Annotated in this window: 15 protein-coding genes; 7 read left to right on the forward strand and 8 right to left on the reverse strand. The window is 64.0% G+C overall.

What is annotated here, in order from left to right; genetic code table 11:
• Window positions 1-105 precede the first annotated feature (105 nt).
• Entirely contained in the window at window positions 106-5,154 is a 5,049-nt protein-coding gene (locus AC5O5I_RS27180; protein WP_494511838.1) for a trifunctional serine/threonine-protein kinase/ATP-binding protein/sensor histidine kinase, read from the forward strand.
• 54 nt (window positions 5,155-5,208) lie between these two features.
• Here the strand turns inward: AC5O5I_RS27180 and ycaC (AC5O5I_RS27185) are convergent, their stop codons facing one another.
• Both ycaC (AC5O5I_RS27185) and AC5O5I_RS27190 read right to left on the reverse strand, forming a co-directional pair.
• Entirely contained in the window at window positions 5,209-5,835 is a 627-nt protein-coding gene (gene ycaC / locus AC5O5I_RS27185; RefSeq protein WP_172222600.1) for an isochorismate family cysteine hydrolase YcaC, read from the reverse strand.
• Between the two features lie 71 nt (window positions 5,836-5,906).
• Complete coding sequence (locus tag AC5O5I_RS27190; protein ID WP_172222597.1) at window positions 5,907-6,269, reverse strand: helix-turn-helix domain-containing protein; 363 nt, start codon at window positions 6,267-6,269, stop codon at window positions 5,907-5,909.
• 179 nt (window positions 6,270-6,448) lie between these two features.
• On the opposite strand from AC5O5I_RS27190, the gene AC5O5I_RS27195 reads away from it, so the two are divergent.
• The gene (locus AC5O5I_RS27195) at window positions 6,449-7,423 is read left to right on the forward strand and encodes a GlxA family transcriptional regulator (RefSeq protein WP_494511839.1); all 975 of its coding nucleotides are present in this window, start codon (window positions 6,449-6,451) and stop codon (window positions 7,421-7,423) included.
• A 241-nt stretch (window positions 7,424-7,664) separates the two neighbouring features.
• Entirely contained in the window at window positions 7,665-9,452 is a 1,788-nt protein-coding gene (locus AC5O5I_RS27200; protein WP_494511840.1) for a monovalent cation:proton antiporter-2 (CPA2) family protein, read from the forward strand.
• A gap of 4 nt (window positions 9,453-9,456) precedes the next feature.
• On the opposite strand, the gene AC5O5I_RS27205 is transcribed toward AC5O5I_RS27200, so the two are convergent.
• Both AC5O5I_RS27205 and AC5O5I_RS27210 read right to left on the reverse strand, forming a co-directional pair.
• A complete protein-coding gene (locus tag AC5O5I_RS27205) occupies window positions 9,457-9,741 on the reverse strand; it encodes a HigA family addiction module antitoxin (protein WP_172222584.1) in 285 nt (94 codons plus the stop codon).
• Window positions 9,742-9,753: 12 nt separating this feature from the next.
• Window positions 9,754-10,032 carry a type II toxin-antitoxin system RelE/ParE family toxin gene (locus tag AC5O5I_RS27210; RefSeq protein WP_172222579.1) on the reverse strand — a complete coding sequence of 93 codons (279 nt, stop codon included), beginning with the start codon at window positions 10,030-10,032 and terminating at the stop codon, window positions 9,754-9,756.
• An 831-nt stretch (window positions 10,033-10,863) separates the two neighbouring features.
• On the opposite strand from AC5O5I_RS27210, the gene AC5O5I_RS27215 reads away from it, so the two are divergent.
• A complete protein-coding gene (locus AC5O5I_RS27215) occupies window positions 10,864-11,157 on the forward strand; it encodes a hypothetical protein (RefSeq protein ID WP_494511841.1) in 294 nt (97 codons plus the stop codon).
• Between the two features lie 176 nt (window positions 11,158-11,333).
• On the opposite strand, the gene ycaC (AC5O5I_RS27220) is transcribed toward AC5O5I_RS27215, so the two are convergent.
• A complete protein-coding gene (ycaC, locus tag AC5O5I_RS27220) occupies window positions 11,334-11,963 on the reverse strand; it encodes an isochorismate family cysteine hydrolase YcaC (RefSeq protein ID WP_172222571.1) in 630 nt (209 codons plus the stop codon).
• Window positions 11,964-12,098: 135 nt separating this feature from the next.
• On the opposite strand from ycaC (AC5O5I_RS27220), the gene AC5O5I_RS27225 reads away from it, so the two are divergent.
• From AC5O5I_RS27225 to AC5O5I_RS27235, 3 genes are all read left to right on the forward strand, one after another.
• Window positions 12,099-13,010 (forward strand): LysR substrate-binding domain-containing protein, encoded by a 912-nt coding sequence (locus AC5O5I_RS27225; RefSeq protein ID WP_494511842.1) that lies wholly within the window; start codon window positions 12,099-12,101, stop codon window positions 13,008-13,010.
• 88 nt (window positions 13,011-13,098) lie between these two features.
• Window positions 13,099-14,361, forward strand: a complete 1,263-nt coding sequence (locus AC5O5I_RS27230) for an OprD family porin (RefSeq protein WP_494511843.1) — start codon at window positions 13,099-13,101, stop codon at window positions 14,359-14,361.
• Between the two features lies 1 nt (window position 14,362).
• Window positions 14,363-15,961: an MFS transporter gene (locus tag AC5O5I_RS27235; RefSeq protein WP_172222556.1), complete on the forward strand. Its 1,599-nt coding sequence runs from the start codon at window positions 14,363-14,365 to the stop codon at window positions 15,959-15,961.
• A gap of 166 nt (window positions 15,962-16,127) precedes the next feature.
• On the opposite strand, the gene AC5O5I_RS27240 is transcribed toward AC5O5I_RS27235, so the two are convergent.
• The 3 genes from AC5O5I_RS27240 to AC5O5I_RS27250 form a co-directional block, all read right to left on the reverse strand.
• Window positions 16,128-18,110, reverse strand: coding sequence for an amidohydrolase (locus AC5O5I_RS27240; protein WP_172222553.1), 1,983 nt, complete (start codon window positions 18,108-18,110; stop codon window positions 16,128-16,130).
• Between the two features lie 175 nt (window positions 18,111-18,285).
• The gene (locus AC5O5I_RS27245) at window positions 18,286-19,104 is read right to left on the reverse strand and encodes an alpha/beta fold hydrolase (protein WP_172222550.1); all 819 of its coding nucleotides are present in this window, start codon (window positions 19,102-19,104) and stop codon (window positions 18,286-18,288) included.
• A 39-nt stretch (window positions 19,105-19,143) separates the two neighbouring features.
• Entirely contained in the window at window positions 19,144-19,710 is a 567-nt protein-coding gene (locus tag AC5O5I_RS27250; protein ID WP_494511844.1) for an antibiotic biosynthesis monooxygenase, read from the reverse strand.
• Between the last annotated feature and the right edge of the window lie 84 nt (window positions 19,711-19,794).

Below are 19,794 nucleotides of genomic sequence, written 5' to 3' on the forward strand. Positions count from 1 at the left end.
ACGGACAACGGCGTGCCCGTTACGGCCAAGCGCGCTGCAAGCCGCATCCACAGGGGGGGCGCTGCGTATACTCGCGTCTCATGATGTCGCTAGCAGGGGTGCCTGATGCTCGATGAACGCCTCGCCCACAGGCCCATCGATTTTGACCAGTCGATCGATGAGGGCTGGTTGAACCGCTGCGACATTACCGCGCTGGGCCAGGAAGGTGAACTCAGCTACTTTCGCCTGCACGACCCCGCCAGCCAGCAAGCCTGGATTGCAGTGCGCGCTCCGCTCGAAGCCCCTGCCGCCTGCCAGCGGCTGGAACGTGATTACCGCCTGCAACTGGACCCGCAGTGGGCGGTCATCCCGTCGGCATTCGTACGCTCCGCCGAAGGCCCGCTGCTGGTGTACCCGGCCGGCCGCTCGGTCGCCGACCTGATCGCCAACGGCCCACTGGCGCTCGCGCCGTTTCTCGATATTGCCATGAACGCGGCCAACGCCCTGGCGCTGGCCCACGAATGCAATGTGCTGCATGGCGCCCTGCAGCCAGCGCATGTGTGCCTGCAGGGCAACCAGCGGGTGCGCCTGAGCTGCTTTCGTGCCGACCCGGCGCAGTTGATCAGCGAACAGGGCACCCCGCTCGGCAACTGGGCGTACCTGGCGCCGGAACAGGTCTGCCCGCACGGCAGCAGCAGCGACCGGCGCAGTGACATCTATGCCTTGGGCGCGATCCTTTACCAGCTACTGCTGGGCGAGCTGCCGCTGACCGGGCGCGACACCCCGCACTGGCGTCAGCTGCATGCGGGAGTGCAGCCGCGCGCCGCCTGCGAAGTCGAGAGCAACGTGCCGCAGCCGCTGAGCCGGATCCTGGCCAAGGCACTGGCCAAGGAACCCGATGCTCGCTATCAGAGCGCCCGCGCCCTGGCGATAGACCTGGGCCACTGTCAGCGGCAATGGACCGCTACCAGGACCCTGCCGGCCTTCGAGCCCGGTTGCGCCGACCCGGTCTCGCCCAGCCGCGAGCGCCTGTATGGCCGCAACGCCGAACAGAAAGCCATCACCCTGCTGCTCAGGGCCATGCGCCGCGACAGCACCCCGCAGGCCCTGCTGATCAACGGCCCCGCTGGCATGGGCAAGTCCAGCCTGGTCGAAACCACGCTGAAAACCTGCGCCACCGGCCATTGGGCAACTGGCAGATGCTACAGCCTGCAGCAAGCGGTGCCGTATGGGCCGTGGGTGGAGATACTCGGCGCGCTGACTACCCAGTTACTGGCCAAGAGCAGCGAGGACCTTGATGCCCCGCGGCGCGAGATACTGCGCCGCATCAAAGGCCACGGCCGGCTCCTCGGCACGCTGGCACCGGACCTGCAGTTGATCCTCGGTCCCCTGCCCGAGCTGCCAGCGAAACCCACGCGCCTGGCCTTGCAGAAGGAGCTGCGGGCCATCGTCGAGTTCCTGCAAGTGTTCAGCCGCCCCGGCCACCCGCTGGTGCTGTTCCTGGACGACGTGCAGTGGGCCGATGATGCCTCGCAGCGCCTGCTGGCTCAGCTACTGGCTGACCCGCCTGGCAACCTGCTGCTGATCTTCGCCAGGCGTACCGATGTGGCTGTCGGCAATGCCATGCCCACCTTGCCGGCAACCCTGCGCAGTACCACGCTGACCCTGCGTCCGCTGGCCGTTGGTGCGGTAGCCGAACTGATCGGCGAGCGCTACCACGTCGGCCCTGAGCAAGCGTTGCCGCTAGCCGGGCTGGTGCACGAAAAGACCGCGGGCAACCCGTTTTTCATCAACCAGATTCTCCGGGCCATGGTCGAAGACCAGCTGTTCACCTTCGACACCCAGGCCATGCGCTGGTCGTGGTGCCTGCAGGCAGTGGCCCGCCACCGCTATGCCGACAATGTTGCCGACCTGATGATCCACCGCCTGACACGCCTGCCGGCGGCGCAACGCGATGTGCTGCGAGTCGCCAGCGCGGCCGGCAACCGATGTGATGATGGCTTGCTCCGCCAGGTCCTCGCAGAGCCACCAGGCGAACCGTTGAAAGCCTTGATTGCCGCCGGTTTCCTGTTGCCTGGCCAGAAAGGCCTGGGCTTTGCCCATGACCGGGTAATGGAGGCGGCTTACCAGCTCACGCCGATACCCGAGCGTGCCTCGCTGCATGGGCAGATTGCCCAGGCCATGCTCGGGGCCTGGCCCGAGCATTTGCACGAAGTGCTGTTCGAACTCGCCCACCAGCTGCAAAGCGCCGACCCATGCGGGTTTGCAGCGAACGACCGCGAAGTGTTCCTGCAGCTTTTGTGCGAAGCGGCATCGCGCACCCGCGACAGCGGTGCCTTTGCACAGGCAGTCAGCTACCTGCACACGGCCGACCAGCTACTGAACCACGGCGGCACGCTGCAAAGCCGCGCCAGCCATGGCTTTGCCATCGCCTGCATGGCGGCAGAGTGCGACATGCAACTGTCGCGCATGAGCGCGGCCGAGGCCCAGGTCGGCGTATGCCGGCAGCGCGCACGCACGCCGCTGGACCAGGCACGGGTGTGTCGGCTGCAGGCACGCCTGTGGACCTTGCGTGGTGACTATCAGGCGTCAATCGGCAGCGCCATGTCCGGCCTGGAGTTGCTGGGGATCCGCTTGCCGCGCGGGGTTGATCGGCAACACGTGGAGGCCAGCCATGCCCATGTGCTCAGCCTGATCGAGCACAAGGGTCGTCACTGCCTGGAGTCGCTGCCACGCACCGATTCGGAGGAAGCAACGGTCGCCATCAGCCTGCTGGTGACACTGTCGTCATCGTTCTTCGTGCAGGACGACCTGTGCTTCCTGCACCTGGCCAAACTCATGGAGCTGTCGCTGCTGCATGGCGTTGCGCCAGGCAGCACATATGGCCTGGCCTGGTTCGGGGTAATGGTTGCTCAGCGCTTCGGCGCCTATCATGACGGCCATGCCTATTGCCTTGCCGCCCTCAAGCTGATCGAACGCCACGGCTTCGAGGCTGACCTGACCAGCGCGCTGCTGGCCCTGGACCAGGTCAGCGCCTGGACTTCGCCCATGGAGTTTGCTCGCCGCACCGCGCTGGAGGCAGTCGACTCTGCGCGCCTGAGCGGCGACCTGGCGATGAGCTGCTACGCCTGCAATCACCTGGTTTCCGATTCGCTGTTCATGGGCCGTTACCTGCCTGACGTTGCCGATGAGGTGGCGCAAGGCCTGGCGACCGTGCGCCGCCATGGCTACCACGATGTCGAACAGATCCTGCAGGCCCAGCATGCATTCGTTGCCGAACTCAGCGGCACACCCTGCCCGGTCTCGACCGTACCAGTCGACTCGCCCACCACACTGTTCTTCCGCCACCTGTTTGCCGGTATGTCGGCGTTCTACCTGGGCAATATCCCCCACGCCCTGCAGCACCTGGCGAAAACCGCAGAACACGCCTGGGCGGCACCGGCGCATATCAACCTGGCCGACTACCACCTGTTCCACGGCCTGGCCCTGGGCAGCCCGGAGGCCCCTGGCAGCCTGACCGAAAAGCTGCACGCGCTGCAGGGCCTGCGTGAGCGCTTTGGCCATTGGGCCGGTTTCAACCCGGCCACGTTCCGCAACAAGCTGCTGCTGATCGAGGGCGTGATCGCCAAACTGGAGGGCGACGGCCTTGCCGCCATTCGTTGCTTCGACCAGGCCCAGATCGCCGCAACCGCCGCCGGCTTCATCCACGAACAGGCACTGGCCCACGAACAGCTGGCCGAGGTATGCATTCCCAGTGGCTTGATTTCGGGTGCCAACCTGCACCTGCGGGTCGCCCGGGACTGTTTTCACATCTGGGGCGCGACCGGCAAGGTGCATCAGCTGGAGACGTTGCATCCGTTTCTGCGCACCCAGCCGATCCAGGAGACCTACCGCGCAACCCACCAGGCCAAGCTCGACCTGGAGGCCGGCATCGAGGCGGCACGGGCGCTGTCCGAGGAAGTGCTGCTCGAAGGCCTGATCGAAACCCTGATGGGGCACCTGACCCAGCATTCCGGCGCCGACCATGGCGCTTTGCTGATCGTCAGTGGTGCCGAATTCCAGATGGCTGCCCTGGCCTACATCGACGATGCGGGGCTGCACGTGAGCATGGACAACTGCCAGAAGTTCATGACCCAGGCACCGCTGTCGATCATCAACGCCACCATGCGCACCCGCAAGCCGCTGGTGCTCAACGATGCGCAGAACGATTGCCCCGAGGCCTTCCGTCACGAACTGCAGGCGCGCAACGCCCGTTCGGTGCTGTGCCTGCCACTGGTGATCCAGGGCGTCCTGATCGGCCTGGTGTACCTGGAAAACCGCCTGGTGCCGAACCTGTTCGGCAGCCAGCGTCTGGCCATGCTGGAAATCCTTGCCTCGCAGGCCGCGGTGTCGCTGCAAACCGCCAAGTTCTACACCCGCCTGGCCGAAGACAACCAGAGCCGGGCGCAGATTGAGGCCGAGCTGCGCCGCTCACGTGCAGAGCTCGCACGCAGTGCGCACCTGCAGGTGATGAACGAGCTGTCGGCGTCGATCGCCCACGAAATCAGTCAACCGCTGCTGGGCATCGCCTCTAACGCTGCGGCCAGCCTGCGCTGGCTGAAGCGCAGCAAGCCCGACCTGGATGAGGCGATAGCCGGGCTGGAAGACATCCGCAACGACAGCGAACGTGCGGCCAACATCGTGCGTGCACTGCGTTCGCTGGCCAAACAGGCGCCGATGCAGCTCAAGGCGATGAAGCCCGACGAGCTGATACGCCAGGTGGTGCGGTTGACTTCGGCCGATGCCGCCAAGGGCACGGTAGACGTGCAGACGCGGTTGCAGGCGGGGGTCAGCGTGATGGCTGACCCGGTGCAGTTGCAGCAACTGGTGTTCAACCTGATCACCAATGCCCTGGAGGCACTGGCGGGATATCGCAGCGATGGAGTGCTGCGCATTACCTCGTCGGTCGCTGGCGACAGGGTGGAGATCTGCGTCGACGATAACGGCCCGGGCATCGCGCCCGACGAGCGCGAGCGGGTGTTCGGGGCGTTCTACACCACCAAGGACGATGGCATGGGGATGGGCCTGGCGATCTGCAGTTCGGTGGTGCAGGCTCATGGCGGACAGCTGCAGGCGCTGGCCTCGGACCTCGGTGGGTGCCGGATTAGCTTCACGTTGCCGGTGAACCATTCGTAGCCTGTTGCAGCCTCTTCGCGGAATAGCCCGCGCAGGGGCCGCAACAGGTTTACATCAACGGGCAGTCAATGCCGAATAGCTGTTCATCAGGTTGCGGTAGTTGGGGATACGCTGCGACAGCAGGTTGCCCAGCCCTTCGATGTCGTTGCGCCAGTCGCGGTGCAGCTCACAGGCCACCGAGAACCAGTTCATCATCTGCGCGCCCGCCTGGGTCATGCGCGCCCAGGCCGCCTGCTGCACGGTTTCGTTGAAGGTACCGGAGGCATCGGTCACCACGAACACTTCAAAGCCTTCGGCCAGCGCGGACAGGGTCGGGAAAGCCACGCAGACATCGGTGACCACACCGGCAATGATCAGCTGCTTGCGGCCGGTAGCCTTGATCGCCTTGACGAAGTCTTCGTTGTCCCAGGCGTTGATCTGGCCGGGGCGGGCAATGTACGGCGCGTCCGGGAACATCTCTTTCAGCTCAGGCACCAGCGGGCCGTTCGGGCCTTGCTCAAAGCTGGTGGTGAGGATGGTTGGCAGGCCGAAGAACTTGGCCAGGTCGCCCAGGGCCAGCACATTGTTCTTGAATTCGTTGGGCGAGAAGTCCTGCACCAGCGAAATCAGGCCGGTCTGGTGATCCACCAGCAGGACCACGGCGTCGTCTTTGTTCAGGCGCTTGTAATCGGGTTGGCTCATGGGGTGACTCCTTGGGTTGGGAAACGGGCCGGTACTGCCCACAGGGGGCTATACCGGTGGATAGATTAGGCTTAAGGATTGACCTGCGCCTGGCGCCAGGCCTTCGGTGGCTGGCCGACCAGGCGGCTGAAGGCGCGGGTGAAATGGGCCTGGTCGCAGAAGCCGCATTCCAGGCTTACATGCGTGATCGGTGCTTCGGTGGCGAGCAGGCGCTTGGCCTTTTCCATGCGCGCCAGCAAGCGCCAGGCCTGGGGCGATAGCCCGGTATTGACCTTGAACGCCCGGGAGAAATGGCTGCGGGTAAGGTTGCACACGCCGGCGATCTCGATGATCGACAGCGAGCTGCGCAGCATCAGTTCCTTGGCCTGACGTAACCGCGCAGGCGTCAGTGCGCCAGGGGCTTGCTGCTGCTCTTGGGGCGTCCAAGGGTGCATGGCGACTCTCCTGTTCAATGAGTAAAGTCTCGCCTTCCACTCATGACAAAGTCCTGAGCCAAACCTGAATTGTTCTTAATCGAGCACTGCTGGCCCTGGCCCTTTTGCCGTTACCATAAGATGCGTTTCGTATTCAGCTACAGGCCGCTGCGGCGGCCGGCATTAAAGGCAAAAGCGCCATGCAGGAAAAACCCGCCTACCGCACCGTGGCCATGGTGCTGTTCAACGATGTGCTGTCGCTGGATGTGACAGGGCCGATGGATGCGTTCGCCATCGCCAACCGCTTTTTGCCTGCAGACCAGCAATACCGGTTGCTCACCCTGGCCGAGGGGCAAGCGGCAGTGCGCAGCTCTTGTGGGCTGAAAGTACTGGCCGACCTGCGCCTGGATGACCTGCCGGAGGCCGTCGACCTGCTGCTGGTGCCCGGTGGGCCGGGGGCCTATGACATAGCGCTGCCCGGCATCGAGCGCTGGCTACCGCAGGCCGTACGCAGTGCCAGGCGCTTTGGTGCGATCTGCACCGGCGTGTTCCTGCTGGGCCGTGCCGGGCTGCTCGACGGCTATCGCTGCACCACCCACTGGAACTATGTAGAGCGCCTGGCGCGGGCGTTTCCCAATGCCCGGGTCGAGACCGAGCAGATCTACGTGATCGACCGCTGCCTGATCACCTCGGGCGGGATCACTGCAGGGATCGACCTGGCACTGGCGGTGGTGGCGGAGGACCACGGCAAGGCGCTGGCACTGGAAGTGGCCAAGGTGCTGCTGGTTGCGCGCCATCGTCAGGGTGGGCAGACGCCCTATGGGCCACTGCTGGCGGCGGTACCGCGCGACGATTCGCCGATCGCACGGGTGCAGGCGTTCATCGTCGATCACATCGAGCAGGTGTTCACCGTGCAGAAAATGGCCGATCTGGTGGCCATGAGCAGCCGCAACTTCGCCCGCACCTTTCAGCGCGAAGTGGGCATCACGCCTTTGCAGTACCTGCAGAATGCGCGCATCGACCGCGCGCGCAAGCTGCTGGAAGGCAGCGACCTGCCGCTGAAAGTGGTAGCGGCGCAGTGCGGGTTTGGCAGTGACCGGCATATGCGCAAGGTGTTCTGCGAGCGGATTGGCATGACGCCGGCGCAGTATCGGGCGCAGTTTGGTGAGGCCTGAGTCAGTGTTTTTCCTGTGCTGGCCTCTTCGCGGCTAAAGCCGCTCCCACAGGGATTGCACCTGCCTGGCAGGCTCCGCTGTACCTGGAGGGGGTTTACCCGCGAAGAGACCAGCACGGGTTGTCTCATTTTTCAGGACAATCTTTCTCCCCGATGGCAGATTGTCTGACTCCACCCCAGCCCCCAGAATTGTCCGCCAAACTGTTCAAACGCTGCCCCGGCAGCTCATGGAGTACGAGCCAATGCCACACGAAGGCAGCCTTCTGCAAACCGCGGTGATCTTTCTGCTCGCCGCCGTCGTCGCCGTCCCCCTGGCCAAGCGCCTGCAACTGGGTGCCGTGCTGGGTTACCTGCTGGCTGGCGTCGCCATCGGCCCGCAGGCACTGGGCCTGATCCGCGACACTGAAAGCGTGGCGCACATTTCCGAGCTGGGCGTGGTGTTGCTGCTGTTCATCATCGGCCTGGAACTGTCACCCAAGCGCCTGTGGCTGATGCGCAAGTCGGTGTTCGGCGTCGGCACTGCCCAGGTGCTGCTGACCGGCGCGATCATCGGCGCCATCGCCCTGTTCGGCTTCAGCCAGACCCTGCCTGCTGCCATCGTGCTGGGCCTGGGCCTGGCGCTTTCGTCCACCGCCCTTGGCTTGCAGAGCCTGGCCGAGAGCAAGCAGCTGAACGCCCCGCACGGCCGCCTGGCCTTCGCCATCCTGCTGTTCCAGGACATCGCCGCCATCCCGCTGATCGCCTTGGTACCGCTGCTGGCCGCCACTGGCCCCGACACCAGCCATGGTGACAGCTTGCAACACGGCCTGAAGGTATTCGCCAGCATCGCCGTGGTCATCGTCGGCGGCCGCTACCTGCTGCGCCCGGTGTTCCGCACCGTCGCCCGCACCGGTCTGCCGGAAGTATCCACTGCCACGGCGTTGCTGGTGGTGATCGGCACCGCCTGGCTGATGGAAGAAGCCGGCATTTCCATGGCGCTGGGCGCTTTCCTGGCAGGCCTGTTGCTGGCCGACTCGGAATACCGCCACGAGCTGGAATCGCAGATCGAGCCGTTCAAGGGCCTGCTGCTGGGGCTGTTTTTCATCAGCGTCGGCATGGGCGCCAACCTTAGCCTGCTGCTGGAAATGCCGCTGGTGCTGCTGGGCCTGACCCTGCTGCTGGTGACGGTGAAGCTGGTGCTGCTGTTTGGCGTCGGGCGCCTGGCCGGTGGCTTGAACAGCGCCAGCGCCCTGCGCCTGGGCATGGTCCTGGCCGCCGGTGGCGAGTTTGCTTTCGTGGTGTTCAAGCTGGGCAAGGACCAGGGCCTGTTCGACACCCAGACCTACGACCTGCTGCTGATGACAATCACCCTGTCGATGGCCATCACTCCGTTGCTGATGCTCGGTTGCGCTCGCGCCCTCAAACGCCCGCAGCCGGTGCGGGAAGTGCCTGAGCAATACACCCAGATCCAGACCGATGCACCTCGGGTGGTGATTGTCGGCATGGGCCGCATGGGGCAGATTGTGGCGCGCATCCTGCGGGCGCAGAAAATCCCGTTCCTGGCCTTGGAAACCTCGGTGGATGCCATCGAGATGACCCGCATGTTCGAGCAGGTGCCGGTGTTCTACGGCGACCCGCTGCGCGCGGAGGTGCTGCACGCCGCCAAGGTGGGCGAAGCGGAGTATGTGGTCATCACCATCGATGACCCCGAAGTCGCCACCCGCACTGCGGAGCGCATCAAGCGTCTGTACCCGCACCTGAAAGTGCTGGCCCGGGCACGTAACCGCCAGCATGTGCACAAGCTGGTGGATGTGGGTGCCGAGCCGATTCGCGAGACGTTCTACTCCAGCCTGGAGATGACCCGCAGGGCGCTGGTGGGGTTGGGCTTGAGCGATGAACAGGCGGCGGACCGGGTTGCGCGGTTTACCCAGCATGATGAAGAGGTGCTGCTGGCCCAAGGGCAGGTGCGCGATGACCGGGCCAAAGTGATGCAGACGGCCAAGGAGGCGCGGGTGGAGTTGGAGCGGTTGTTTGATTCGGATGCGGGGTAAGTCGTCAGGCGAACACTAACCGCTCTATCTGAGGATGCTCACGGTGGGCAGCCTGCCAAAGATCGTAAGCGGCCTGTTCGGCAAGGTACTGCCTGGCAGGGCCGAGACCCGCCAGCTCAAGGCGATAAGCAAGATCGGCAGAAATGGCGGCGCGTCCATTGAGTACTGTGGATAACTGCCCCCGCGAATAACCTAGGTGACGAGCTAACTCAGAGACATTCATGCCAATTGAAGGCAACACGTCTTCTCGCAGGGACTCCCCTGGATGGGGAGGATCAAACATAGGCATGATTGAAGCCTTTTAGTGGTAGTCCAAATAATCAACAAGCTCCACATCGGTACCCAAGAAGCGGAACACCAGACGCCAGTTACCTGAAACATTCACTGCCCAAAAGCTATCCAGCTTTCCGTGCAGAGGATGAAGGCGGTAACCGGGACGGTTCATGTCTGCTGGCGTTTGTGCAACCTCCAGGGAAGCAAGCAAACGCCGCAAGCGATTGACATGATCCGCACGCACGCCAGATGCGTCACCCTGCTGATGGAGCAGCCTCAGGCCCTTGTGCCTGAAACTTCTGATCATTGACGGTTGAGTGTAAGGTCATGCCTTACACTTTTCAAGCTTGTACTTGGACGGAACATGGGGGCACACCTGAAGGATTTCCGGGTTGCCCAGTTTGCGCTTGGCCTTCCTGCTTGGCCCCGTCATGCCATCCGTTTTCAATGTAAGAGGTTTCCCAAAAAGCATGCCTTGAGAGTTATATCGCCTGTGAGATCGAGCGCCGCCCGCGCGGCGCATCGCGGATAAATCCGCTCCTACATTTGTTGCAACGTGCCGAACCTGTTACGCCATGGTTGCCAGCCTTGGCGCAGGTCTTCAGTCTTGCAAACCGGCTGACAACTATGGCCTCACAGGCATGGCCACGTTGCAACAAATGTAGGAGCGGATTTATCCGCGATGCGCCGCGCGGGCGGCGCTCGATTTCGCAGGCGCCACAAACCTATCGCCATACAACTGGAGGCCATCCTGCGATCTCCTGACGATCACCTCGCTGCCGTTACGCGGACACAAAAAACCCATCACAAGATCGTCCAATTTTCAGCAAGGTCCTACTTCCCCGCGAACCATTTCCTACGTTACCGCCAATCCCAAGGATTTATCCTACACCCCGTGTCGACACCCGTCTGATTGTCCGGGGAAGGCCTGCTCTCTAGGCTAACCGGGTCGCTGTCGGTTCAGCGATCGGGTGTGGAAACCCGGCAGGTAATCGGAATGGCAGTTGTCATGGCAGCTGCACGCGGGAGGCCTTATGGCCTGCCGGGGTTCCGATAGCCCGGCTTTCCACCCCGTGTGCAGCCGCCACCCTTCGCGTGGAAACGGATGGTGCCGGCCAACCTCTATCGGAGTTTGGCTATGAAAAAGATTGTCCCGGATCCACCCCTCCCCAACACCACACAACGCCCTTTCAGCCGCTGCGATGCCGGCCACCCCCCGTTATTCACAGTAAACCCTGGCGTCTCTGCCCACGATGCCCTGGTGCATGTCGCCCAATACCTGCGCGGTGCCTATGACTGTGGATACAAAGCCTTGGAGCACCTGGATGAAACCGGCAAGAGCCTGTTCTGGAGCAACCTGAATGCAGTCGAGACGGCAGAAGGGCTGATTGAGGCATTGCTGGATGGGATTGAGTCGCAGCCCATGAATTGATATCGCCCGTGCCGGCCTCTTCGCGGGTGAACCCGCTCCCACAGGGTCACCGCAAGTTCTGAAGCTGTTCATTACCTGTGGGAGCGGGTTTACCCGCGAAGAGGCCGGCACAGCAAACGCAAAAGGCCGGCTCCCTATAGAGGGAGCCGGCCTTGACGCTTAGAACTTACAGGCTGTCACTTACCCGCAGTCAGCGCGTTATAGCTGGTCATCAGGTTGCGATAATCCGGAATGTGGTTGGAGCACAGCGCCGCCAGCCCTTCCACATCGTTGCGCCAGTCGCGGTGCAGCTCACAGGCCACGCCGAACCAGGTCATCAGCTGCGCACCGGCCTGGCTCATGCGGTCATGGGCGGCGTCGCGGGTCATTTCGTTGAAGGTGCCGGAGGCGTCGGTCACCACGAACACGTCGAACTCTTCTTCCAGGGCTGCCAGGGCCGGGAAGGCTACGCAAACCTCGGTTACCACGCCGGCAATGATCAGCTGCTTCTTGCCGGTGGCCTTCACCGCCTTGACGAAGTCTTCGTTGTCCCAGGCGTTGATCTGGCCTGGGCGGGCGATGTACGGGGCGTCCGGGAACAGTGCTTTCAGCTCTGGCACCAGCGGGCCGTTGGGGCCTTGCTCGAAGCTGGTCGTGAGGATGGTCGGCAGGTTGAAGAACTTGGCCAGGTCAGCCAGGGCCAGTACGTTGTTCTTGAACTTGTCCGGCTCGATGTCGCGGACCAGGGAAAGCAGCCCGGCCTGGTGGTCGACCAGCAGTACGGCGGCGTCGTCTTTGTTCAGGCGGTTGTAGGTGAATTTGCTCATGGTCCGTGCTCCTAAGGGTTATGAATTTTTCAGCAATCCGGGGTGTTTCGCGTTGATGGGCACAGATTAAAATCATCCCCTTCACGGCGGTAGACTGCGAAAATTGCCTTTAGCGTTCCATCTGGAGAACGATCATTGGAAGACCTCAACTCCCTCTACTACTTCACCCAGGTTGTGGAGCACGGTGGCTTCGCTCCGGCTGGCCGGGCGCTGGACATGCCCAAGTCGAAGCTCAGCCGGCGCATCTCCGACCTTGAGGAGCGCCTGGGCGTGCGCCTGCTGCACCGCACCAGCCGCCATTGCTCGCTCACTGAAATCGGCCAGGCCTACTACAACCGCTGCCTGGCCATGCGCGTGGAAGCCGAGGGCGCGGCGGAGATCATCGAGCGCAATCGCAGCGAGCCGCGTGGGCTGGTGCGCATCAGCTGCCCGACCACCCTGCTGAATTCCTGGGTCGGGCCGATGCTGACCCGCTATATGCTCAAGTACCCGCAGGTAGAGCTGTTCATCGAAAGTACCAACCGCCGCGTCGACCTGTTGCACGAGGGTTTCGACATCGCCCTGCGGGTGCGTTTTCCGCCGCTGGAGAACACCGACATGGTGATGAAGGTGCTCAGCAACAGTACCCAGTGCCTGGTCGGCCACCCACAATACCTGGCGCAATTGCCCGAAGGTTTCGACCCGCAGCTGCTCGGCACGCTGCCCAGCGTGCATTGGGGCAGTGCCCAGCGGGAGTATCAGTGGGAACTGTTCCAGGGCGAGGACAACAGCCGCAGCATCGTCATCCCCCATACCCCGCGCATGGTCACTGACGACCTGTTCGCCCTGCGCCATTTCGTGGTGGCAGGGGTGGGTATTGCGCACTTGCCACGGGTGGCTGTGCGCGAGGACATGGCGGAGGGCCGCCTGGTGGAGCTCATTCCGGACTGGCATCCACGCTGCGGCATCGTGCATGCGATTTTCCCGTCGCGGCGCGGGTTGCTGCCGTCGGTTCGATCGCTGATCGATCATCTGGCCGAAGAGTTCGCAATCAGCGATATGGCTTGAGTCAGGTAAAGCCAGGTAAAGCACACACATACAAGACCCCTGCCCTACCCTTCATCCACAGTCCCGGATCATAACCCCCGGAGCCCCCATGATCCGCGCCACCCCCGGACCAGGCCGCGCCCTGCTCGCCACCCTCGCCCTGTGCCCGGCACTCAGCCAGGCCGACGAACCCGGCTGGTCGCTGCTCAGCCGCAATTACTTCCTGCACAGCGACTTCCGCTCGCCCTCCGCCAGCGGCCAGAACTACCGCCAGGAATGGGCCCAAGGCTTCATCGGTGAAACCCGCTCCGGCTTCACCGAGGGCACCGTCGGCGTAGGCATCGACGCCCACGGTTTCCTTGGTCTCAAGCTCGACGGCGGTCGTGGCCATGCCGGTACCGGCCTGCTGCCGCGCGACAGCGATGGCCGCGCCGAGTCCGACTACTCCAGCGCCGGCGCCGCGCTCAAGCTGCGCCTGGGCAACACCCAGCTGCGCTACGGCGAGATGACCGTGGAAACCCCGGTGTTCGACACCAGCGACAAACGCCTGCACCCGGAATACGCCAGCGGCTGGTTGGTGGACAACACCGACCTGCCAGACTGGCGCCTGCAGGCTGGGCATTTCACCGCCTTCAACAACCAGGACAACAGCTCGGCCCACGATGATTTCAACGGCTATGGCGCCAGCACCCACAACCGCGCCATCAGCCTGGCCGGCGCCACCTTCGCGCCCGCCGGCCCTTTCGGCGCTGCGCTGTATGCCGGGCAACTGGAGGATACCTGGCGCCAGGCCTACCTGAACCTGAACCTGGCCGAGGGCAACTGGCGCCTGGACGGCAACCTGTACAACACCCGCGACACCGGCAACGCCAGCGCCGGGGCGATCTATACCCTCGCCTACAGCCTGCTGGCCAAGTACAGCATGGGCGCCCAGGCGCTGAGCCTGGCCTACCAGAAGGTCGAGGGCGATACCCCGTTCGACTTCGTCGGCGGTGACTCGATCTACCTGGCCAACTCGATCAAATACGCCGATTTCAACGGCCCGGGCGAACGCTCGTGGCAGCTGCGCTACGACCTGAATTTCGCCACCCTTGGCGTACCCGGCCTGAGCCTGATGGGCCGCTACGTCAGCGGCCGTGGCATCGACGGCAGCCACGCACCGGCGGGTGGTGCCTACGTCAACCAGTACGGCCAGGGCGGCAAGCACTGGGAGCGCGACATCGACCTGAAGTACGTGGTGCAGTCCGGCGCTGCCAAGGACCTGAGCCTGTCGTTCTCCCACGTCAGCCATCGTGCCAACCAGGCCCAGGCAGGCGACGACATCGACCGCTTCTACCTGATCATCGAATACCCACTCAAAGGCAGCTTCTGATATGAGCAATTCCCCTTCAGGCGCCTGGAGCCCGTTGCGCAACACCACCTTCCGCATGCTGTGGATTGCCACCATCGCCTCCAACATCGGCACCTGGATGCACGAAGTGGGTGCCGGCTGGCTGATGACCACGCTGTCGTCCAACCCGCTGCACGTGGCGCTGATCCAGGTGGCCGGTTCGCTACCGATGTTCTTCCTGGCCCTGCCGGCGGGGGCCGCAGCAGATATCGTCGACAAGCGTCGCTACCTGCTGCTGGTGCAGTTGTGGATGTCAGCGGTTGCCGTGGTGCTGGCGACCCTGACCTTGCTGGGGCTGATGAACGTTACCCTGCTGCTGGGACTGACCCTGGCGCTGGGCATCGGCACGGCACTGATGATGCCGGCCTGGAGTGCACTGACGCCGGAACTGGTGGGCAAGCAAGACCTGGCCAATGCAGTGGCCATCTCCAGCGTCGGCATCAACGTGTCCCGCGCCATCGGCCCGGCCCTGGCCGGGGTGGTGGTAAGCCTGGTCGGGCCCTGGCTGACGTTCGCCCTGAACGCGGTTTCGTTCGCCGGCGTCATCCTTGTGCTGTTGCTGTGGAAGCGCGAAGTGAAAGAGCCGCTGCTGCCGGCCGAACGGTTTATCGGCGCCATGCGCACCGGCCTGCGTTTTGCCCGCAGCGCCAAGCCGTTGCAGGCTGTGCTGCTGCGGGCCTTGGCGTTCTTTTTCTGCGCCAGCGCCGGCACCTCTTTGCTGCCGTTGATCGTACGCGGCGAGATGCATGGCACGGCCGCCGACTTCGGCCTGCTGCTGGCCGCCATCGGCATTGGCGCGGTGGCCGGTGCCACCTTGCTGCCACGCCTGCGCGAACGCATCAGCCGGGACCGCCTGGTGCTGCTGGCCAGCCTGCTGTATGCCCTGTTCCTGCTGGCCCTGGCGCTGGTACGCAACTTTTATGTGTTGCTGCCGGCGATGCTGCTCAGCGGTGCGGCGTGGATCGCCGTGCTGTCCAACCTGCAGGTGGCCGCGCAGACGTCGGTACCGGCCTGGGTGCGGGCACGGGCGTTGTCGGTGTACATCCTCATCTTCTTCGGCGCCATGGCCGCTGGCGGGTTGCTGTGGGGCACGCTGGCCAGCCATGCGTCGATCACCTTGAGCCTGCTGCTGGCTGCTGGCGGCCTGGCGCTGGGTACCCTGCTGACCTGCAAAGTGACCCTGCCGGAAACCGAGGCCGAAGAGCTGACGCCGTCGCTGCACTGGCCGGTGCCGGTGCTGAGCGATGACATGGACAAGGACAGCGGGCCGGTGATGGTGACCGTGGAGTACCACATCGACCCGGCCAAGGCCGACGCATTCCAGCAGGCGACCCGTGAGCTGGAGGCGATGCGCAAGCGCAATGGCGCGTTGTCCTGGGGGTTGATGCGCGACAGTGCGGACCCGGCGTTGTGGCTGGAGTTCTTCTTCGAGGAATCGTGGCTGGAGCACCTGCGCCATCACCATCGGGTGACCCGTGGTGAGTTGAAGATCGAGGCGCGGGTGCGGTTGCTGCAGACCGAGGGGGTGCAAGTGAAGATCAGGCATCTACTGGCTGGTGGGGAGCACAAGGCTCACCACTGATACTGACCTTCGCAGCCCTATCGCCGGCAAGCCAGCGCCCACAGGATTACACAGCTCTCAAGGCCAGTAGAGGTCTTGTGGGAGCTGGCTTGCCGGCGATAGGGCCAGAACAGTCAACACAAAGAAGGCGGCCAGATACTGGCCCCCTTCTTCACATCAGCTCAGCTCAGAAGGCAAAGCACGAGCAACCCAGTGAACCCCAGAAGCCCTGGAAGTCGCTCACCGGCACACTCGACTTGCGCGCCTTGTCATGGCTGTGCGCATGCACCCCACACGGCCCGGAGCACTGGTGCACCGCCGCTGCCAGCGACGGGGTACCAACGCGCCAGTGCCCCGGCACCTTGGTCACTGGCGACCATTCCGGCAGCACCGGTACCTGCGGCGGGCCGAGCTTGTCGAATTCACCCGCGCCGTACACCACCTTGCCATCGACAACGGTCAGCACCGACTCGATGCCCTTGATCGCTTCTTCCTCGACGCTGAAGAAGTCCAGCGACAGCGCCGCCAGGTCAGCCAGCTGGCCGACCTTGATCTGGCCCTTCTTGCCCTGCTCGCTGGAGAACCACGCACTGCCCTGGGTGAACAGTTGCAGGGCGGTATCGCGGCTCAGGCCTTCGGGGTACAGCTCCATGCCGCCGACGGTCTTGCCGCTGACCAGCCAGTACAGCGAAGTCCACGGGTTGTAGCTGGACACGCGGGTGGCGTCGGTACCGGCACCCACCGGCACGCCCATGTCGAGCATGCGCTTGATGGGTGGGGTCTGCTCGGCGGCCTTGGCGCCGTAGCGGTCGACAAAGTATTCACCCTGGAAGGCCATGCGGTCCTGGATGGCGATACCGCCGCCAAGCGCACGCACGCGCTCGATGTTCTGCGGGGTGATGGTTTCGGCGTGGTCGAAGAACCACGGCAGGCCGTTGAACGGGATGTCGCGGTTGACCTTCTCGAACACGTCGAGCATGCGCGTGATCGATTCGTTGTAGGTGGCATGCAGGCGGAACGGCCAGCGCTGCTCGACCAGGTGGCGCACCACCGGCTCCAGCTCTTCTTCCATGGTCTGCGGCAGGTCCGGGCGCGGTTCGAGGAAGTCCTCGAAGTCGGCAGCGGAGAACACCAGCATCTCGCCGGCGCCGTTGTGGCGCAAGAAGTCGGTGCCGCTGTGCAGCTTGACGCTGGAGGTCCACTTCCTGAAGTCGTCCAGCTCTTCCTTGGGCTTCTGGGTGAACAGGTTGTAGGCGATGCGCACGGTCAGCTGGTTGTTGTCGGCCAGCTCCTGGATCACCGAGTAGTCGTCCGGGAAGTTCTGGTAGCCGCCGCCGGCATCGATGGCACTGGTCAGGCCCAGGCGGTTCAGCTCGCGCATGAACTGGCGGGTGGAGTTGACCTGGTATTCCAGCGGCAGCTTCGGCCCTTTGGCCAGGGTCGCGTAGAGGATCATCGCGTTCGGACGGGCGATCAGCATGCCGGTCGGGTTGCCGAACTTGTCGCGCTGGATCTCGCCACCGGGCGGGTTCGGCGTGCTCTTGTCGTAGCCGACGGCCTTGAGCGCGGCGCGGTTGAGCAAGGCGCGGTCGTACAGGTGCAGCAGGAAGACTGGCGTGTCCGGGGCGGCCTGGTTGATTTCTTCCAGGGTCGGCATGCGTTTTTCGGCGAACTGGAATTCGTTCCAGCCACCGACCACGCGCACCCACTGCGGGGTGGGCGTGCGCGCGGCCTGGTCCTTGAGCATGCGCAGGGCATCGGCCACCGAGGGTACGCCCTCCCAGCGCAGTTCCAGGTTGTAGTTCAGGCCGCCGCGGATCAGGTGCAGGTGCGAGTCGTTCAGGCCCGGAATGACAGTGCGCTGCTTGAGGTCGATGATCTGCGTGGTGGCGCCCTTGTGGGCCATGGCCTCGGCGTCGTTGCCCACGGCAACGAACCGGCCATCCTTGATGGCGACGGCGGTGGCGGTGGGCTTTTCGCGGTCAACGGTGTGCAGTTTGCCGTTGAACAGAATCAGGTCGGCGGTCATGGAACCTCCTTGGGTGGATGCGTGAGCGGAACCGGCTTGGCCGGTGAATGGCAATGCGGACCAGAGCGCACCGGCAGCACCGAGCACCGTGCTGGTGGCGAGGAACTGGCGACGGGTCTGGTCGTTGCGGTCCTGGGACATGGGGTTCTCCGTCTCGGGGGCGGCGGCAGGCGCAACTGCGGAGCATGCCGGTTGGTGCCGGGCCAAGGCTTGGATGGATGTGCGGTGGGTTGTAGAAGGTTAGCCCTGATCAGGTTTTGTGCTGCCAGGCCTGGCCTCTTCGCGGCGGTTCGACGCCTCGAATGCCCCAGCGCAATTACTGCTGAAGGAACGCCAGCAAATCCTCATTCAGCTGCTGCGCATGGGTCACTGCAAACCCATGCGGCGCCCCGGCGTACACCTTCAGCTCAGCCCCACGAATCAGCTCCGCCGCCTGCTTGCCGGTGGTCTCGAACGGCACGATCTGGTCGTCGTCACCATGGATCACCAGCGTCGGCACATCGACCTTGGCCATGTCCGGCCGGAAGTCGGTTTCGGAGAAAGCTGTCACGCAATCCAGGGTGCCCTTGATCGACGCCATCAGCGCGATGTTCAGGGTTTGCGTCTGCACACCCTGGGACACCTGCTGCCCATGGTTCAGGCCATAGAACGGCGTGGCGAAATCGGCGATGAACTGCGCACGGTCGGCACGCAGGCCGGCGCGGATACCTTCGAATACCGACAGGTCGACACCTTCGGGGTTATCGTCACGCTTGCCGAACACCGGCGTCACAGCGCCCAGCAACACCAGCCCGGCCACCCGCTCGCTGCCATGGCGGGCGATGTAGCGGCTGACATCCCCGCCCCCCATCGAGAAGCCCACCAGCGTTACCTCACGCAGGTCGAGGTGCTCGATCAGCTGGGCGATGTCGTCGGCAAAGGTGTCGTAGTCATAGCCGGACCATGGCTGGCTCGACCGGCCGAAACCACGACGGTCGAATGCAATGGTGCGGTAGCCGCGGCTGGCCAGGAACTCCATCTGCGAATCCCACATGTCGGCATCCAGCGGCCAGCCGTGGCTGAACAGCACCGGTTTGCCGCTGCCCCAGTCCTTGAAATAGATCGAGGTGCCATCGCGGGTAACGAACGTGCTCATGTCGGTATCTCCTTGAAAGTGTCGAGGGAAAGGCGTGGCTCAGCCGCGCAGCCACGTGGCACAGCGGCGGGTTACCCAAGGCATGATGTAGAACACCACGGGCAGGATGACGAAAAGGTTGACGATCAGGTTGCCGGTGATCGGGCCGCCCAACTGGGGGAAACGGGCGAACAGCGGCGCCAGCAATTGCGGGATGATCATGGTCATCGGACAGATCACCAGGTAGGTAAGCAGCGCCTGCTTCCAGCGCGGTGGCTGCGCGGCCGTGGTGCTCGGCGGGGTGAACCAGAACTCCGGGTCATCGTGGACCTGGGTATGGTCGCCGCCTTCGAGCAGCGGCAGCACTTCGCTGACCAGCGCCTGGCGCTCAGCCGAGTTGACCCAGGCCTGCAGCAAACTGGCATCGGCGAAACGCACCACGGTGGTGAAGTGCAGCCCGCCGTCGTCGGGGCGGATGACGTTGACGTCCAGGTGCCCCGGCTGGTGCCGCGCGGTGCTTACTGTGCGCTTGAGCCATGCTTCGTAGTCGGCCAGCGACGCGGCGCGAACCTTGTGCTGGATGACCAGGGTCACCACGTTGCGGTTGTCCTGGAGTGCGGTGTTCATCGGCGTTCCTTGGGATGAGCTTGCCCGCATCCACTGTGCAACGGTGAACGGGCGGAGGATTGGATGGGTGTGCTGCCCTTGCCG

It is taken from the genome of Pseudomonas sp. 9_2_1 (assembly GCF_059295275.1).

Excerpts from the sequence above, each read along its gene's own strand:
- AC5O5I_RS27180 (WP_494511838.1), top strand. The coding sequence starts at position 106 with ATGCTCGATGAACGCCTCGCCCACAGGCCCATCGATTTTGACCAGTCG.
- ycaC (WP_172222600.1), bottom strand. The coding sequence starts at position 5,835 with ATGAGCCAACCCGATTACAAGCGCCTGAACAAAGACGACGCCGTGGTC.
- AC5O5I_RS27190 (WP_172222597.1), bottom strand. The coding sequence starts at position 6,269 with ATGCACCCTTGGACGCCCCAAGAGCAGCAGCAAGCCCCTGGCGCACTG.
- AC5O5I_RS27195 (WP_494511839.1), top strand. The coding sequence starts at position 6,449 with ATGCAGGAAAAACCCGCCTACCGCACCGTGGCCATGGTGCTGTTCAAC.
- AC5O5I_RS27200 (WP_494511840.1), top strand. The coding sequence starts at position 7,665 with ATGCCACACGAAGGCAGCCTTCTGCAAACCGCGGTGATCTTTCTGCTC.
- AC5O5I_RS27205 (WP_172222584.1), bottom strand. The coding sequence starts at position 9,741 with ATGCCTATGTTTGATCCTCCCCATCCAGGGGAGTCCCTGCGAGAAGAC.
- AC5O5I_RS27210 (WP_172222579.1), bottom strand. The coding sequence starts at position 10,032 with ATGATCAGAAGTTTCAGGCACAAGGGCCTGAGGCTGCTCCATCAGCAG.
- AC5O5I_RS27215 (WP_494511841.1), top strand. The coding sequence starts at position 10,864 with ATGAAAAAGATTGTCCCGGATCCACCCCTCCCCAACACCACACAACGC.
- ycaC (WP_172222571.1), bottom strand. The coding sequence starts at position 11,963 with ATGAGCAAATTCACCTACAACCGCCTGAACAAAGACGACGCCGCCGTA.
- AC5O5I_RS27230 (WP_494511843.1), top strand. The coding sequence starts at position 13,099 with ATGATCCGCGCCACCCCCGGACCAGGCCGCGCCCTGCTCGCCACCCTC.
- AC5O5I_RS27235 (WP_172222556.1), top strand. The coding sequence starts at position 14,363 with ATGAGCAATTCCCCTTCAGGCGCCTGGAGCCCGTTGCGCAACACCACC.
- AC5O5I_RS27240 (WP_172222553.1), bottom strand. The coding sequence starts at position 18,110 with ATGTCCCAGGACCGCAACGACCAGACCCGTCGCCAGTTCCTCGCCACC.
- AC5O5I_RS27245 (WP_172222550.1), bottom strand. The coding sequence starts at position 19,104 with ATGAGCACGTTCGTTACCCGCGATGGCACCTCGATCTATTTCAAGGAC.
- AC5O5I_RS27250 (WP_494511844.1), bottom strand. The coding sequence starts at position 19,710 with ATGAACACCGCACTCCAGGACAACCGCAACGTGGTGACCCTGGTCATC.